The sequence below is a fragment of the Kribbella sp. NPDC049174 genome, assembly GCF_043197365.1.
Lineage (GTDB): Bacteria > Actinomycetota > Actinomycetes > Propionibacteriales > Kribbellaceae > Kribbella.
This window is the reverse complement of the sequence record NZ_JBICSZ010000001.1, coordinates 1189992-1203647: the sequence shown is the minus strand read 5'-3', so window position 1 is coordinate 1203647 and position 13656 is coordinate 1189992. Positions and strand designations below refer to the sequence as shown.

Sequence of the window (13656 nt, the reverse complement as noted above, 5' to 3'; positions counted from 1 at the left end):
GAGCGAAGCGAGGACGACGATGACCAAAGGTCCGACGACGAGGTTCAAGGTCGAGGTGCTGGACGGCGATCGGACGTCGCGGCGTGAAGACGTCGTCGTCACCGAGGAGCCGCTCGAGCTGCGGCTGGAGTGGCCCGGTCGCCCGCCCGAGCCGCTGGTAGTGACGATGCGGACGCCCGGCTCCGACTTCGAGCTGGCGGCCGGGTTCTGCCTCGGCGAAGGGTTCGCGGTGCGGCCGGACGCGATCAGGACCGTTGCCTACTGCACCGATGTGAAGCTGACCCGGGAGCAGCAGTTCAACACCGTCACCGTCACGTTCGACGGCCCGCCTGACCGGGAGCCGCCACAGCGGTACGGCGTGACGTCGGCAGCCTGCGGTGTCTGCGGTCAGCAGAGCCTCGACGAACTGGCCGAACGCGACTACGCCCCCGTCGACCCGGTCGAGACAAGCATCGACGTCGTACGACGCCTGCCCGACCTGCTCCGCGACGGTCAGCCGATGTTCAGCCGCACCGGTGGCCTGCACGCGGCCGGCCTGTTCACCGCCGACGGCCGGAAGGTCGTGGTGAAGGAGGACGTCGGCCGTCACAACGCCGTCGACAAGGTGGTCGGCTGGACCGTCCTCAACAACCACAGCCGCAAAGGCCTCGTCCTGGTGGTCAGCGGCCGCGCCGGGTACGAGATCATCCAGAAAGCAGTCGCCGCCGGGATCGGCATGATCGTGGCGGTAGGCGCACCGTCGAGTCTGGCGGTCGAGCTGGCCCGGCGGTTCAACGTCACCGTGGCAGGCTTCACCCGGGGCGACCGCTGCGTCGTCTACAGCGCGCCGGAGCGGATCACCCGTCCAGCTTGATGAAGGTGGCCTTCGGGACGTACTCGTAGCGGTCCGGCATGCAGGTCAGGATGATGACCTGGCCGTGGTCGCCGGCCCGGCCGAGGAGTGCGCCCATGTCGCGCAGGCGGGCCTTGTCGGACCAGCCGAGGGCGTCGTCGAAGATGACCGGCACACTGTGCTTACCGGTGCTGACCAGGTGGCTGATCGCCAGCCGGGTGATGATCGCCAACTGCTCCTGAGCACCCGTCGACAGCGCCTCGACCGGCAGCCGAGCGCCATCCAGCTCGCGCTCGGACACGGCGAGGTCGTCGTCCAGCCAGACCCGGAACGACGGTCCGTACACACTGCGCCCGAGCGACTCGATCCGGCTCTGCAGAGGCTCGGAGTACTTCGTCTGCGCCTCGGCCCGATGCCGGCTCAACGTCTCGAACACCCGCCGAGCCGCGTCGGCCCGGCGCCGCAAGCTGTCGTGCTCCGCCCGTACGGCGGCCAACTCCAGCTCGGCCACATCGCGCCGCGTCGCCAACCCGTCCCGGCTCGACTGCTCCAGGCGACCCTCGGTCGTCCGCAGCGCGTCACGCAAGGTGTCTCGCTCGCCCTGCAACCGCCCAGCCACAGCCAACGCGTCTGCCAACTCACCGGCGACCTGGTCAGCCCCAGCAGCATCCGCCTGATCTTGTACGGCGGTCAGCTCCTCGAGCACCGCCTCGACCTCACCGGTCGCTTCGGCCTCGGCGACGGCAACAGCCTCATCGTCGAGAACGCTCCGAGCCGCCTCCAACGCGTCGACCGCCGCAGCCAGCCGCTCCGCTGCAATCTCCGACCGCGCCCGCGCGTTCTGCGCCTCCGACCGATCCTCGTCCGCCGCCTTCCGGGCCTGCGCCGCCGCGAACTCCGCGTCGCCCAGCAATCGCTCGGCCTCGGCAAGAGCGTCACGCGCCTCCTCGAGCGTGCGCTGCGCGCCGGTCAGGTCGTCAGGCTCGCTGACCGGAGGCTCGAAGTCGTCGAAGAGCGTGTCATGCGGCGACGCGAACTCCTCGAACAACGACATCTGACCCGGCACACCTTCGACCGCGGCGTGCTGGTCCGCCGCGTCCTCAGGCTCGTCCGGCCCGAGCCGCGCGGTCAGCACCGCGATCCGCTCCCCCGGATCACCACCAGCCGTCAGCGACCGCTCGGTCCGCCGGGCCTCGTGCAACTCGGCAGATGCCGTGTCGGCCTTCCGCAGCAATTCCCGCGCGGCCGCGACATCCTTCACGCCGGCCTTCTTCAGCAGGTCCTTCTCGCGCCGAACCGCGTCGTCCACCCGCGACCGCAGCGTCGCGGCTTCCCCGCCGGCCCGGACCGTCACCTCGACCTGCCCCGGTACGCCGATCATCAGCTCACCGGAGACCAGCAGCTCGGTCGATTCGTCGAAGCCCAGTTCGGCCGGCACACCGCCCGAGCCCGCATCGAGCCCGGTCCCGGACAACTCGACCAGCTCCGCGCCAAGGCGTCGTACCGACACTTCCGGGACGCCGGCCGCCAGCGCGGCGCGGGCCTCGACGACCGCGGCGTGCGCTTCCTCCAGCGCCGCGACCAGCGCATCGTCGACCTTGATCCGGTCCAGGATCGTCCCGGCCGCCGCGATCCGGGCACGCACGTCGATCAGCTCGGTCTGCTGGCCGAGCAACCGGTCCAGCTCGGCGCGGTCCATCAACTCCGAGACCCGGCGTTCCGCTTCCTGGACGTCGGTACGGCGTGCGTCCTTGAGCTCGACCACCTCGGCCAGCGTCGCCTCGGCCGCGTGCACCATGTCGGCCGCGGTCTTGGCGACCGTCTCGGCATCGGTCCGGCGTTCGGTCAGCTCGGTGTCGGACTTGGTGAACCGCTCGACCTCGTCGAGCAGCCGCTCCCGCTCGACCCGAGTCCTGGTGTGGTTCTCCAACCGGGCGCGGGCGGTCTCGGCGCGGGACTTCACCGAGTCGCGGCGGAGCAGGATCTCGTCGGTCGCCTTCTTGCGTTCACGCAGTTCCTCGACCGAGGTGAGGTGATCGGTGCGCCGGCTCGTGACGTCCTCGAGGTCGAGCGCCAGCCGCTCCGCGCGGCGGATGTCCTGCTGGACCTCCTCCATCGCCTTCAGCGCCTGCGCCGCGGTGAGCTCTGCCGCGGAGACGGCCTTCTCGGACCTGGCGAAGTCACCGGTCGCTCGACCGCCGCGCGTCCAGTAGCGCAGGTACTCGTGCTCGACCGCTGTCACCAACGGCATCGACGCACCGTCGACCGGCGTCCCCGACTCCGCTGTCACCGCGGTGATCAGCGGTTCGGCATCGGCCGGTGTCGGCAGCACCAGCGACTGCCCCTGGCTGACCATCAGTGTCTGCCACAGGACCGGGTCGACGTGTTCGTGGAAGAGCCGCTCGGCCTCGTTGTGCGCCTCGCGGCCGGTCCACGACTTGCGCCGGCCATCGGAGTCGACGACGGTCAGCTCGGTCGAGCGGTTCTTCAGCCAGCGCTTGGTGTAGGTGAGCTCGCTGCCGCCGAGGGTGAGCTCGACCGTCACCTCCGGGGCGACATCCTGGCCGACCGGCTGGATGTCGCGGATCCGGGTCGACTTCGAGTCGTCCGGCAGGTCGAAGATCAGGCCGAACGCCTCGACCAGGCTGGACTTGCCGACCTCGTTGTCGCCGACGACCACAGTGGTGCCGAGCGCGGGCAGCCGGACGGTACGGTCCTTGACGCCGCGGAACTCCCGCAGCGTCAGACTGTGCAACCTCATCCCGCGTCCCGAGCCAGTCTGTGCATCAACGACAGCGCCACCCCGGCACCCTCGTCACCCGCGGCCAGCGCCTGCCGCAACTCCTCCATCGCCGCCCGCGCCGGGCCGCTCAACTGCAAGGCGTCCAGGTCGCCGGCGTCCGGCGCCGGCCGGACGGTCCAGAACTTCGCCCACCGCTCGACACTGGCGAACACCTCGCCCTGCGCGTCGATCATCGCGTCGAGCCGGCTCAGCAACGGGAGGGACAGCGAACCGTCGCCGGCCAGCCGGACATAGGTCCGCTCCTTCTCCGGCAACTCCGCGAACCAGTCCTCCAGCCCCCGCAGTGACTCCTCGTCGAACAGTTCGGCCCGATGGTCGACCATGTGCCAGGCGCCGACCCGCACCGGCTCGACGTCGATCTCATCGCCGCCAACGGTCACCTTGAGCACGTTGCCCGGATCGTCCTCCTCGGGCGACGTGACCTCCTGGGTCCCGGAGAACCAGATCCGATCGGTCACCCGCGTTGTCGAGTGCCGGTCGCCGAGACCGACGTACTGCAGCCGTCCGTCGGCGACCGCCGCTTCCAGAGCGGCCTGATCGATGGTCGGTACGTCGGACATGCCGCCGCTCAGGCTGGTCAGCTGACCGTGCGCGAGCAGGATCCGCGTCGTACCGGGCGCGGGCTTGAGGTCGGCGTACCCGGGTGCCGCCGGGTCCGACAGCGGGCGGCGCGACCGCCACGGCGCGCCGACGATCTCGACACCGGGCACGATCTCCAGCGGCTGGGTGTCGGTCAGGACGGTCACGTGCTCGGGCGCGTGCGCCTGCCACTGCGCCGACGTCCAGAGCGAACCGGGCTCGAGGGCGTCGTGGTTGCCGGGCAGCAGGACGACCGGGACCGGGATCCGCTTGAGTGCTTCACAAGCACGCAAGATGGTCTGCCGCTCGACCTGGTTGTGCTCGAACACGTCGCCGGTGACGACCACGAAGGCCGCACCGGTGCTGGTTGCGACGGCACCGATCCGCGCGACAGCATCCAGCCGGGCCTGACCCCACCGGGCCTGACCGTCCGGCCCCAGGAACCGGCGCATCATCCCCAGCTGCCAGTCCGAACTGTGCAGAAACGTGATCGACTCTTCCATCGCGGTGAGAACGCTAACCTGCACCACCGACAACCGCCCAACCCAACACACCCCAACCCCCACACCGCCCACACTCCGGACAGCCGGATGAGAGGGTCGGAGGGTGGAGACGGAGCGATTGCGGTTACGCCGGTTCACGGCAGCGGACGCCGGCCTGCTCACGGAGCTGGACTCGGATCCGGAAGTGATGCGGTTCCTGACCGGGCAGCCGACGGCACGGGACGAGGTCGAGAGCGTCGTACTGCCGGAGATCCTGCGGGTGTACGACGAGCATCCCGGCCTGGGCACGTTCGCCGCCGAGCAGAAGTCCGACGGGGTGTTCATCGGATGGTTCGGGTTGCAGCCGACCGGGGACCCCCAGACCGTGGACGTCGGGTACCGGCTGAATCGGACCGCCTGGGGCAAGGGGTATGCGACCGAGGGCACGAAGGCGCTGATCGACAAGGCGTTCGGGGAGCTCGGGATGGCCCGGGTGATCGCGGACACGATGGCGGTGAACCATCGGTCCCGGGCGGTGATGCGCCGGTCCGGGCTGCGGTTCGTCCGGATCGTCCACGAGCACTTCGAGGATCCGCTGCCGGGGACCGAGTTCGGCGAGGTCGAGTACGCCGTCGACCGCCGGACCTGGGAGGCTGGACGACGTGCCTGACACTCCACGCCCGTACGCCGTACTGGACATCGACGCGACACTGTCCGACACCAGTGAGCGGATCCACTTCCTGCAGACCCGGCCGAAGGACTGGGACTCGTTCTTCGCCCATGCCAAGGAGGACGCCGTCCTGGACGAGGGGCTCGCGGTCGCGACCACGCTGGCGGCCGACCACGAGATCGTCTACCTGACCGGCCGGCCCGAGCGGCTGCGGCGGGAGACGCTGAAGTGGCTGAAGGACAACGGCTTCCCGGACGGAAAGATGTACATGCGCGGGAACACCGACCGGCGCCCGTCGGTGACGATGAAACTCGGCCGGCTGAAGCGGCTGGCCGAGGACCGTCCGGTCGCCGTCCTGGTCGACGACGACGTCAAGGTGTGCGCGGCGGCCGAGAAGGCCGGATACACGGTGATGAGGGCCGACTGGGGACTCGATGCCGAGACCCAGCCGACCCTCTTCGAGGCCCAGGAGAAGGAGGGCCGGACGTAACTACTTGCTCAGGCCGACGATCAGCACGTTCGGGTACGGCGGGTAGGGCGGCAGGTAGAAGTTCTGCACCTTCGACCCGTGCAGGAACGCGTTACGGGCGTAGATCAGCGGTACGACCGGGGCGTCGGCCATGATCTGCTTGTCCACCGCACCCCACAGACCTGCTGCCTTGGCCGGGTCCGACTCCGCCGTGGCCGCGGCGATCGCGGTGTCCACCGCCGGGTTGGAGTAGCGCGAGATGTTGTAGCCACCGTTGCCGGCCTCCGAGGACGCGAACAACGGCTGGATGTTGCCGAGCGCGCTCGGGTAGTCGGGCAGCCAACTCGACACGGTCAGGTCGAAGTCAGGCTTGTTCCCGGTGATCAGATCGGTCAGCGGCTCGTACTCCAGCGGCCTGATGCTGACCGTGATACCGGCCCGCTTCAGGCCCTGCGCGACGGCTTGGGCCACCTGGAGACCGGACGTGCTGTCCGCGGCGAGGACGAGGTTGAGGTTGCTCACCCCGGCCGCCGCCAGCATCTGCTTGGCCTTGTCCGGGTCGCCTTGCGGCGGGGCCTGGTAGAGGTCGTACTTGGCGTAGCCCTCGATCCCCGGCGTGATCAGGGTCGTCGCGATCTCACCGCCGTACTCCGGTCCGCCGTCGGCGACCTGGACCGCCTGCTTGTCGACGGCGTACTCGATCGCCTTGCGGACCTCGGGATTGGCCAGTGCCGGGCGCTTGGTGTTCATCGCCAGGTACAGCAGCGCACCGGACGGCGACGTCGCCACCCGAGCCTTGACGGCCGGGTTGCCCGACACCGTCGGGATCAGCGCGGCCGGCACCGACACACCGGTGGACGCGGCGAACTTGTCGTCACCCGCGTCCGCGATCAGTCGCTGGTTGACCACGTCGGGCTGCAGGCCCATGTCGATCACGATCGAGTCGGGCAGGCCGGTCCGGGCCTCGTCGGTGGACTTGTCCCAGTTCGGGTTCCGCTCCAGCTCGAGCTTCGCCCCGGGCGCGTACGACTTCACCTGGTACGGACCGCTCGCGACCGGGTCCTCGCCGTAGTGCGCCGGGTCCTTGTCGGCCGCCTTCGGCACCGGCGAGAAGGCCGGCATGCTGACCACCCACGGCCAGTCGCCGAACGGCTTGTTCAGCTTGAAGACGATCGTGGTGTCGTCGGGCGTCTCGATCGACGCCAGCTGCGCACCCTTGTAGGGGCCGGTGTACTTGTCGCCGCCGACCAGCAGCGACTTGTGGTAGCCGAGACCGCCGGACAGTTCCGGCGCGAACGACCGCTCGATGCCGTACTTGATGTCGGCGGCAACGATCGGCGAGCCGTCGGCGTACTTGAGACCGGACTTCAGCTTGTACGTCCAGGTCTTGCCGCCGTCGCTGACCTGACCGGTGTCGGTGGCCAGGTCCGGGACCAGCTCGGCCGCCTTGTCCGGCGAGGTCTTCCACGAGGTCAGGCCGCGCAGCACCAGGTGGATCGTGCTCGTGCCCAGGTTCTGGCTCTTGGCCGGGTCGAGGCTGATCTCCTTGCTGGTGCTGAGGACGTGGAACGTGCCGCCTTGCTCCGCGGCCGCAGTACTGGCACCACTCGAGGTGGACTGGTTGTTGGCGTTGCAGGCGGCCGCCGCCAACGCCAACGCGGCCGCAACCGCGACCGCTCGGGTTATGCGCTTCATCATTTCCTCTCAGGAGGTGGGGGGCTCAGGGAAGTAGCAGGCGGCCCGGTGTTCGGTGCTGCCCTCGACGGGTTCGAGCACCGGCCGCGTCGTCGCGCAGACGTCTTCGGCCTTGTAACACCGGGTCCGGAACGGACACCCGGACGGCGGGTCGATCGGTGTCGGCACATCGCCGGACAGCACGATCCGGTCCCGGACGACGCCGGCCTCGGGCACCGGCACGGCGGACAACAAAGCCTTCGTGTACGGGTGAGCGGGCGCCGAGTACACGTCGGCCGCCGGCCCCTCCTCCACGATCGTGCCGAGGTACATGACGGCCACTCGGCTCGCCACCTGCCGTACGACGGCCAGGTCGTGAGCGACCAGCACATACGACAGGCCGAGCTCGTCGCGAAGGTCGGCGAGCAGGTTCAGCACCTGCGCCTGCACCGAGACGTCGAGAGCAGAGACTGGTTCGTCACAGACGAGCAGCTCGGGCTTCATCGACAGGGCGCGGGCGATACCGATGCGCTGGCGTTGACCGCCGGAGAACTCGTGCGGATAGCGGTCGAGGTGCTCCTCGGCCAGCCCGACCTGCTGCAACAGCTCGACGAGTTGTGTCCGAGTCGGACGGATGCCCTGCGCGCGGAACGGCGTAGTCAGGATCGTCCCGACGGATTGCCTCGGGTTCAACGACGCCTGCGGATCCTGGAACACCATCTGGATCTTGCGCCGGACCGGCCGCAGCCTGCGTCCGTGCACCTTCGTCACGTCCGACCCACCGATCGCGACCCGGCCGGCGGTCGGATCGAGCAGCCGCGTGGCGACCCGGGCCAGCGTGGACTTGCCGGAGCCGGACTCGCCGACCAGCCCGACCGTCTCGCCCTTGCGGACGACGAAGTCGACACCGTCGACGGCCTTGACCGCCTTGCTCTCGCGCCACGGTGCGCCGCGGACACCGAAGTACTTCCTGACTCCGTCGAGGCGGAGCAGCTCGTCAGACATCGGACGGCCTCCGACCCAAGTGGCAGGCGGCCTCGTGATCGCCTTCGCCCGGTCGCGGCGTCAGCTCTGGACGCTCGGTGACACAGCGCTCACCGACGCGTTCGGCGTACGCACACCGCGGCTGGAACGGGCAGCCGGTGGTGATCGACCCGGGCGACGGCGGACTGCCCGGGATCGTGGTCAGCCGCGGCTTCGGCGGTACGTCGACCCGCGGCATCGCACCGAGGAGGCCGAGGCTGTACGGATGCGCCGCGCGCTGGAACAGATCGCGGACCGTGCCTCGTTCGGCCGCGCGTCCGGCGTACATGACGAGGACGTCGTCGGCGGCCTCCGCGACCACCCCGAGATCGTGCGAGATGAGGACGAGCGCCGTACCGAACTCCGTCTGGACGTCCTCGAGCAGCCGCATGATCTGCGCCTGCACGGTGACGTCGAGCGCGGTGGTCGGCTCGTCCGCGATCAGCACCTTCGGGTCGTTCACCAGAGCCATAGCAATCACGACCCGCTGCCGCATTCCCCCGGAGAACTCGTGCGGGTAGCTGTTCGCCCGGCGGGCCGCGTCCGGGATGCCGACCAGGTCGAGCAGCTGGGCGGCTCGCTGCTGCGCTTCCTTCTTCGAGACGTCGTGGTGCAGGCGGTACGCCTCGGCGACCTGCCAGCCGACCGTGTAGTACGGGTTCAGGGCGGACAGCGCGTCCTGGAACACCAGTGCGATGTCGTTGCCGCGGATCGTGCGGAGCTCGTCGTTCGGCAGGCCGACGAGCTCGCGGCCGTCGAGCAGCACCTCGCCCCGCACGTCCGCGTTCGACGGCAGCAGACCCATCACCGCGGCCGAACTCACGCTCTTCCCGGACCCGGACTCGCCGACGATCGCGAGCGTCTTGCCGGGTGCGACCGCGAAGTCGATGCCGTCGACGGCCGGGACGAGGCCGTTCTCGGTCCGGAAGGTGACGTGCAGGTCGTGGACCTCGAGCACGGGCCGGTCAGCCATGGCTCACCCTCGGGTCGAGCATGCCGTGCACTATGTCCACCACCAGGTTCGCGAGGATGATCAGGAAGGCCGAGAACAGCGTCGTACCGACCACGACGGCGACGTCCAGCTGAGCGACCGCGCTGAGCAGCAGCTCGCCGAGGCCCTGCATGCTGAACACCTTCTCGGTCAGGATCGCGCCGCCGAGCAGAGCGCCCAGGTCGAGACCGAACAGCGTCACGATCGGCACCAGCGCGCCACGCAACCCATGCCTCAGCACCACTCGCGACTCACCGGCGCCCTTGGCCCGGGCGGTGGTGACGTGGTCGAGGCTCAGCTCCTCGAGCATCTGCGCGCGCGTGAGTCTGATGTACGCCGCGGCCTGGATCAGCGCCAGCACAAGCCACGGCGTGATCAGGTGCCAGGCCCAGTCGACCGGGCTCTCGGTGAAGGGCACGTACCCGTTGACCGGGACCATGTTGAGCCAGAACCCGAAGACCAGGATGGCCAGCAGACCGACCAGGAACGACGGCGACGCGACCCCGATCAACGCGAAACCGACGGCCAGCCGGTCGAGGAGCTTCCCACGATTCAACGCGGCGACGACACCGAGCGTCACCCCGACGAGCAGCCAGATCACCGCGGCACCGAGCGCGATCGACGCGGTGACCGGCAGCCGGTCGACGATCAGCGTGGTGACCGGCCGGGCCAGCGGGAACGAGTACCCGAAGCACGGTGCATTGCACTGCACGGCCGCCGCGCCCTCACCGAAGGTCCGGCCGGCGAAGATGCCCTTGAGGAAGTTCAGGTACTGCTGGAGGGTGCTCTGGTCCAGCTGCATGAAGTGCCGGGCCTGCTCGAGGCGGTCCGGCGTACAGGGCTTGCCGCAGGCCAGGTGGGCCGGGTCCGCGGGCAATGCGTAGAAGATCAGGTAGACGGCGAAGCTCAACGCGACCATCACCAGCAGGGCAGCGGCCAGGCGTCGCACGACGAACCAGGCGAGGTCGGGCATCAGCCGGCCCTCCGCATCCGTACGTCGAACGCGTCGCGGACCCCGTCGCCGAGCAGTGTGAACCCGAGTACGGCGAGGAACAGCGCGCCCCCCGGGAACACCAGGAACCACGGGTCGGCGCCGGTGTAGACCCAGGCGATCGAGTCGGAGATCGACCGGCCGAGACTCGGCGTCGGTGGTGGTACGCCGACGCCGAGGAACGAGAGTGCGGCCTCCGCGGTGATGTAACCGGGCACGGCCAGCGTCGCGACGACGAGCACCGGGCCGAGCAGGTTCGGCAGCATCTCGCGGGTGATGACATGCCAGCCGGACGAGCCGACGCTGCGCGCCGCCTCCACGAACTCACGGGCGACCAGGGACTTCGCCTGGTTGCGGATCAGCCGGGCGAGCGTCGCCCAGCCGAATGCGCTGAGCACCAGGATCAGCAGCAGCCAGCGCGGGAAGGCGGCCGGCACGATGATGCCCAGGGCAATCATGAAGACCAGTTGCGGGAACCCGAACAGGAAGTCGATCAGACGCGACACGACCGCGTCGTACCAGCCGCCGAAGTAGGCCGCGCTGATGCCGAGCAGAGTACCGACGACTGTGGTGACGACGGTGGCGACGACCGCGATGAACAGCGAGGTGCGCAGACCGAGGACCACGATCGAGAACAGATCGCGCCCGGTCAACGGCTCCACGCCGAACCAGTGATCGCTGCTCACGCCGCCCACTGCGCCTTGGGGGGCGTTGCCGCGGGCCGGATCGAGCAGATCGATGTGGTAGGTGTACGCGTCCTGCCCGGACAACTTCACCAGCAACGGTGCTGCCACCGCGACCAGGATGAGCAGGGCAACGATGACGAAACCGACGCGCGCACTCCGATCCCGCCGAACCCGGCGCAACGCCTGCCGGGTCGGTGAAACGGTCCCGGCGACCGACGAACTCACAAGCACTCCCGACAGATCGAAACCACAGCCAACAAAAACTAGGCGGCATCCTCCCACCGCCGGAGTCCCATCCCGGATCCTGAGAATCCCAACCCAGAAACTCCTGATTCAGGTAATGACTGAGCTCCGCCCGTGGACGACGCACTACGGAGCGGCGAGCTGCTTCGGTGGCTTGGTTGGCGGTAGCCGTCAGAGCGGTAGTTGGTAGCGGCTCACCCGGGTCGTGGGGCCGTCGGTGTCGCGTTGGCCGGGTAGGCCGCCGACCGGTACGTCGCCTTGGTGCTGGAAGCCGCGCGACTCGTAGGTAGGACCTGAGCCGGCTGTTCGAACTCACACAGTCCAGGCGGAGATACCCACAGCCGAGGGCGCGAGTGGTGGCGACGGCCCAGTCGAGCAGGGCCGCACCCAGCCCGGTCGCCGAGCGACGGATCGCCATCCGGTGCACGTAGCCCGCGGAGCCTTCGAGGCCGGACCAGAGCGGATCGTCCCAGTCGAGAGTGATCGTTCCGGCGGCGACACCGTCGAGGCGGGCCAGCCAGGTCTCGCCGCGTTCGATCGCGGGCTCGACCCACTCGGACTTGAAGCGATCCGGCCATTGGTCGACGCCGGAGGACCGGAGCCAGGCAGCCGCTTCGTCCAGCACGGCGAGAACGTCATCGAGGTCCGCCGGCGTCGCGCTCTCGAGCGTCAGTCGCTTCGCCTGCCAGTTCTTCCGCACGCATCGCAGCCTACGGCGACGTCAGGAGCGTGGGACGAGTCAGGCGGAGCTCGCGCGGCGGAGCGGGCTGAGCAAGCCAGAAACCCGGTGGCAGCCCAGCGGTCGGTGGCCGGACACTGGGGTGATGGTGAAGGACGCGGCAGAGGTTGCACGGCGGTTGGTGGCTGACGAGTACCCGGAGGCGCGGGCAGCGTGGCTGGGTGGGAGCGTCGTACGGGGTGACGCCGCCTCGACGTCCGATCTGGACATCACCGTTCTCCTCAGCGGTCCGCCGGCGCCGATGCGGCGGTCGCTCGAGTACGGCGGTTGGCCGGTCGAGCTGTTCGTGCACACCGAGGACTCGCTCGCACACTTCCGCGAGAAGGATCAGAAGCGGTGGCAGCCGTCGATGATGCGGCTGGTCGGCGAGACGGTCGTCCTCCTTGACACGGACGGGTCCGGGGTGCGGCTGCAGCAGGACTGCCTCGAGGAGATCGCCGCCGGTCCTAGGCCGTTGACGACCTCGGAGCTGGACCTACTGCGCTACGGGATCACGTGTCTGCTGGACGACCTGGCTGACGCTGCGACAGACGACGTACGCACGGCCATCGCGTCGATCCTGTGGCAGGACGCGGCGCGCCTCCTGCTCACCGGCTCGCGGCACTGGTCCGGAACCGGCAAGGGACTGTTGCGGGAGCTCAAGGCGTACGACGAGCAGCACGGGACCGACCACGCTCGGGCACTGGTGGCCGGCGTACGAGACACCGATGCACTGGTCGAGGAGGTGCACGGGATCCTCGACCAGTACGGCGGGCGACTGTTCGCCGGTTTCGAGCTGGCCGCTCAGCCGGTCTGACCCCTCACTCGGCGTCGACCAGTTGCCAGTCGCGGCGCTTGGGTAGGAAGCGGACGGCGATCACCGCGATCACCGCACCGAGCAGGAAGCCCGGGATCGTCCATCGCCACCCGGTGAACACGCTGGTCGAGGCAACCTGCGCCTGTGCCGGCGGCGCGGCCTCTTCCGCCGGAGCTTCGGAACTCGAACTGCCCTCGCTCCCGAGGAAGGTCGGACCGCCCCACGACGAGTCACCGTTGGTCTGGCCGGAGAGCAGGTTCATGGAGTGGAGGAGCTTCAACAGGCCCACGCGGTCGTTAGCGGTGTGCCAGGTGGGTTTCTCCGGCAGCGTGGAGCCGTCCATCGACGCCCTGGTGGCGATCCACGGACCGCCGGGTGCGTCGGGGTAGATGATGTCGATGCGCCACACCGACATGTCGTGGATCAACCAGGTGGCCCGGACGACCTGGCCGCTCTCGTGGTTCTCCTTGCCGACCGGGTCGCGTGCTCCGGACGCCTCCGTGAGCCGCTGGAGTTCGGCGTACTGCTTGTCGTCGTAGCCGACGGCAACCACGTTCGGTGGGCTGCTGAGCACCACGCTGGTAGGCCCGCCGGCGTGGGCGGGAGCTGCGCCGAGGGCGGCAACGGCGAGCAGGGCGACGAACAGAGCAAGAGTACGGCGGACCATGGCAGCTCTCC

The 13656-nt window shown here is 69.3% G+C and carries 12 protein-coding genes and 1 pseudogene; 4 read left to right on the top strand and 9 right to left on the bottom strand.

The window, feature by feature from the left end:
• Nucleotides 1–19 precede the first annotated feature (19 nt).
• Nucleotides 20–853 carry a formate dehydrogenase accessory sulfurtransferase FdhD gene (gene fdhD, locus ACGFIF_RS05525; protein ID WP_393151753.1) on the top strand — a complete coding sequence of 278 codons (834 nt, stop codon included), beginning with the start codon at nt 20–22 and terminating at the stop codon, nt 851–853.
• Here the strand turns inward: fdhD and ACGFIF_RS05520 are convergent.
• A complete protein-coding gene (locus ACGFIF_RS05520; protein WP_393151751.1) occupies nt 837–3593 on the bottom strand; it encodes an AAA family ATPase in 2757 nt (918 codons plus the stop codon). The genes fdhD and ACGFIF_RS05520 overlap by 17 nt on opposite strands.
• Complete coding sequence (locus ACGFIF_RS05515) at nt 3590–4717, bottom strand: exonuclease SbcCD subunit D (RefSeq protein WP_393151749.1); 1128 nt, start codon at nt 4715–4717, stop codon at nt 3590–3592. Before ACGFIF_RS05515 ends, ACGFIF_RS05520 begins: the two co-directional genes overlap by 4 nt.
• Before the next feature lie 103 nt (nt 4718–4820).
• Between ACGFIF_RS05515 and ACGFIF_RS05510 the strand changes: the two genes are divergently transcribed.
• Both ACGFIF_RS05510 and ACGFIF_RS05505 read left to right on the top strand, forming a co-directional pair.
• Nucleotides 4821–5366 carry a GNAT family N-acetyltransferase gene (locus ACGFIF_RS05510; protein WP_393151747.1) on the top strand — a complete coding sequence of 182 codons (546 nt, stop codon included), beginning with the start codon at nt 4821–4823 and terminating at the stop codon, nt 5364–5366.
• Complete coding sequence (locus ACGFIF_RS05505) at nt 5359–5856, top strand: HAD family acid phosphatase (RefSeq protein ID WP_393151745.1); 498 nt, start codon at nt 5359–5361, stop codon at nt 5854–5856. The genes ACGFIF_RS05510 and ACGFIF_RS05505 overlap by 8 nt, the downstream gene beginning before the upstream one ends.
• Here the strand turns inward: ACGFIF_RS05505 and ACGFIF_RS05500 are convergent, their stop codons facing one another.
• The 6 genes and pseudogenes from ACGFIF_RS05500 to ACGFIF_RS05475 all read right to left on the bottom strand — a co-directional run.
• The gene (locus tag ACGFIF_RS05500; RefSeq protein ID WP_393151743.1) at nt 5857–7530 is read right to left on the bottom strand and encodes an ABC transporter substrate-binding protein; all 1674 of its coding nucleotides are present in this window, start codon (nt 7528–7530) and stop codon (nt 5857–5859) included.
• 9 nt (nt 7531–7539) lie between these two features.
• On the bottom strand, nt 7540–8514 hold the full coding sequence (locus tag ACGFIF_RS05495) for an ABC transporter ATP-binding protein (RefSeq protein WP_393151741.1): 975 nt from the start codon (nt 8512–8514) through the stop codon (nt 7540–7542).
• Entirely contained in the window at nt 8507–9505 is a 999-nt protein-coding gene (locus tag ACGFIF_RS05490) for an ABC transporter ATP-binding protein (protein ID WP_393151739.1), read from the bottom strand. Before ACGFIF_RS05490 ends, ACGFIF_RS05495 begins: the two co-directional genes overlap by 8 nt.
• Complete coding sequence (locus ACGFIF_RS05485) at nt 9498–10496, bottom strand: ABC transporter permease (protein WP_393151737.1); 999 nt, start codon at nt 10494–10496, stop codon at nt 9498–9500. Before ACGFIF_RS05485 ends, ACGFIF_RS05490 begins: the two co-directional genes overlap by 8 nt.
• Nucleotides 10496–11425 (bottom strand): ABC transporter permease, encoded by a 930-nt coding sequence (locus ACGFIF_RS05480; RefSeq protein WP_393151735.1) that lies wholly within the window; start codon nt 11423–11425, stop codon nt 10496–10498. Before ACGFIF_RS05480 ends, ACGFIF_RS05485 begins: the two co-directional genes overlap by 1 nt.
• 319 nt (nt 11426–11744) lie before the next feature.
• A pseudogene (locus ACGFIF_RS05475) lies at nt 11745–12068 on the bottom strand (GNAT family N-acetyltransferase); the annotation flags it as partial.
• Nucleotides 12069–12267: 199 nt separating this feature from the next.
• Between ACGFIF_RS05475 and ACGFIF_RS05470 the strand changes: the two are divergent.
• Nucleotides 12268–12978, top strand: coding sequence for a nucleotidyltransferase domain-containing protein (locus tag ACGFIF_RS05470; RefSeq protein WP_393151733.1), 711 nt, complete (start codon nt 12268–12270; stop codon nt 12976–12978).
• Between the two features lie 4 nt (nt 12979–12982).
• On the opposite strand, the gene ACGFIF_RS05465 is transcribed toward ACGFIF_RS05470, so the two are convergent.
• Complete coding sequence (locus ACGFIF_RS05465; protein ID WP_393151731.1) at nt 12983–13645, bottom strand: hypothetical protein; 663 nt, start codon at nt 13643–13645, stop codon at nt 12983–12985.
• Between the last annotated feature and the right edge of the window lie 11 nt (nt 13646–13656).

What these genes read in the sequence shown, in the direction of transcription:
- ACGFIF_RS05485 (WP_393151737.1), bottom strand. Translation starts at nt 10,496, where the DNA reads ATGCCCGACCTCGCCTGGTTCGTCGTGCGACGCCTGGCCGCTGCCCTG.
- ACGFIF_RS05515 (WP_393151749.1), bottom strand. Translation starts at nt 4,717, where the DNA reads ATGGAAGAGTCGATCACGTTTCTGCACAGTTCGGACTGGCAGCTGGGG.
- ACGFIF_RS05490 (WP_393151739.1), bottom strand. Translation starts at nt 9,505, where the DNA reads ATGGCTGACCGGCCCGTGCTCGAGGTCCACGACCTGCACGTCACCTTC.
- ACGFIF_RS05500 (WP_393151743.1), bottom strand. Translation starts at nt 7,530, where the DNA reads ATGAAGCGCATAACCCGAGCGGTCGCGGTTGCGGCCGCGTTGGCGTTG.
- ACGFIF_RS05520 (WP_393151751.1), bottom strand. Translation starts at nt 3,593, where the DNA reads ATGAGGTTGCACAGTCTGACGCTGCGGGAGTTCCGCGGCGTCAAGGAC.
- ACGFIF_RS05465 (WP_393151731.1), bottom strand. Translation starts at nt 13,645, where the DNA reads ATGGTCCGCCGTACTCTTGCTCTGTTCGTCGCCCTGCTCGCCGTTGCC.
- ACGFIF_RS05470 (WP_393151733.1), top strand. Translation starts at nt 12,268, where the DNA reads ATGGTGAAGGACGCGGCAGAGGTTGCACGGCGGTTGGTGGCTGACGAG.
- ACGFIF_RS05495 (WP_393151741.1), bottom strand. Translation starts at nt 8,514, where the DNA reads ATGTCTGACGAGCTGCTCCGCCTCGACGGAGTCAGGAAGTACTTCGGT.
- fdhD (WP_393151753.1), top strand. Translation starts at nt 20, where the DNA reads ATGACCAAAGGTCCGACGACGAGGTTCAAGGTCGAGGTGCTGGACGGC.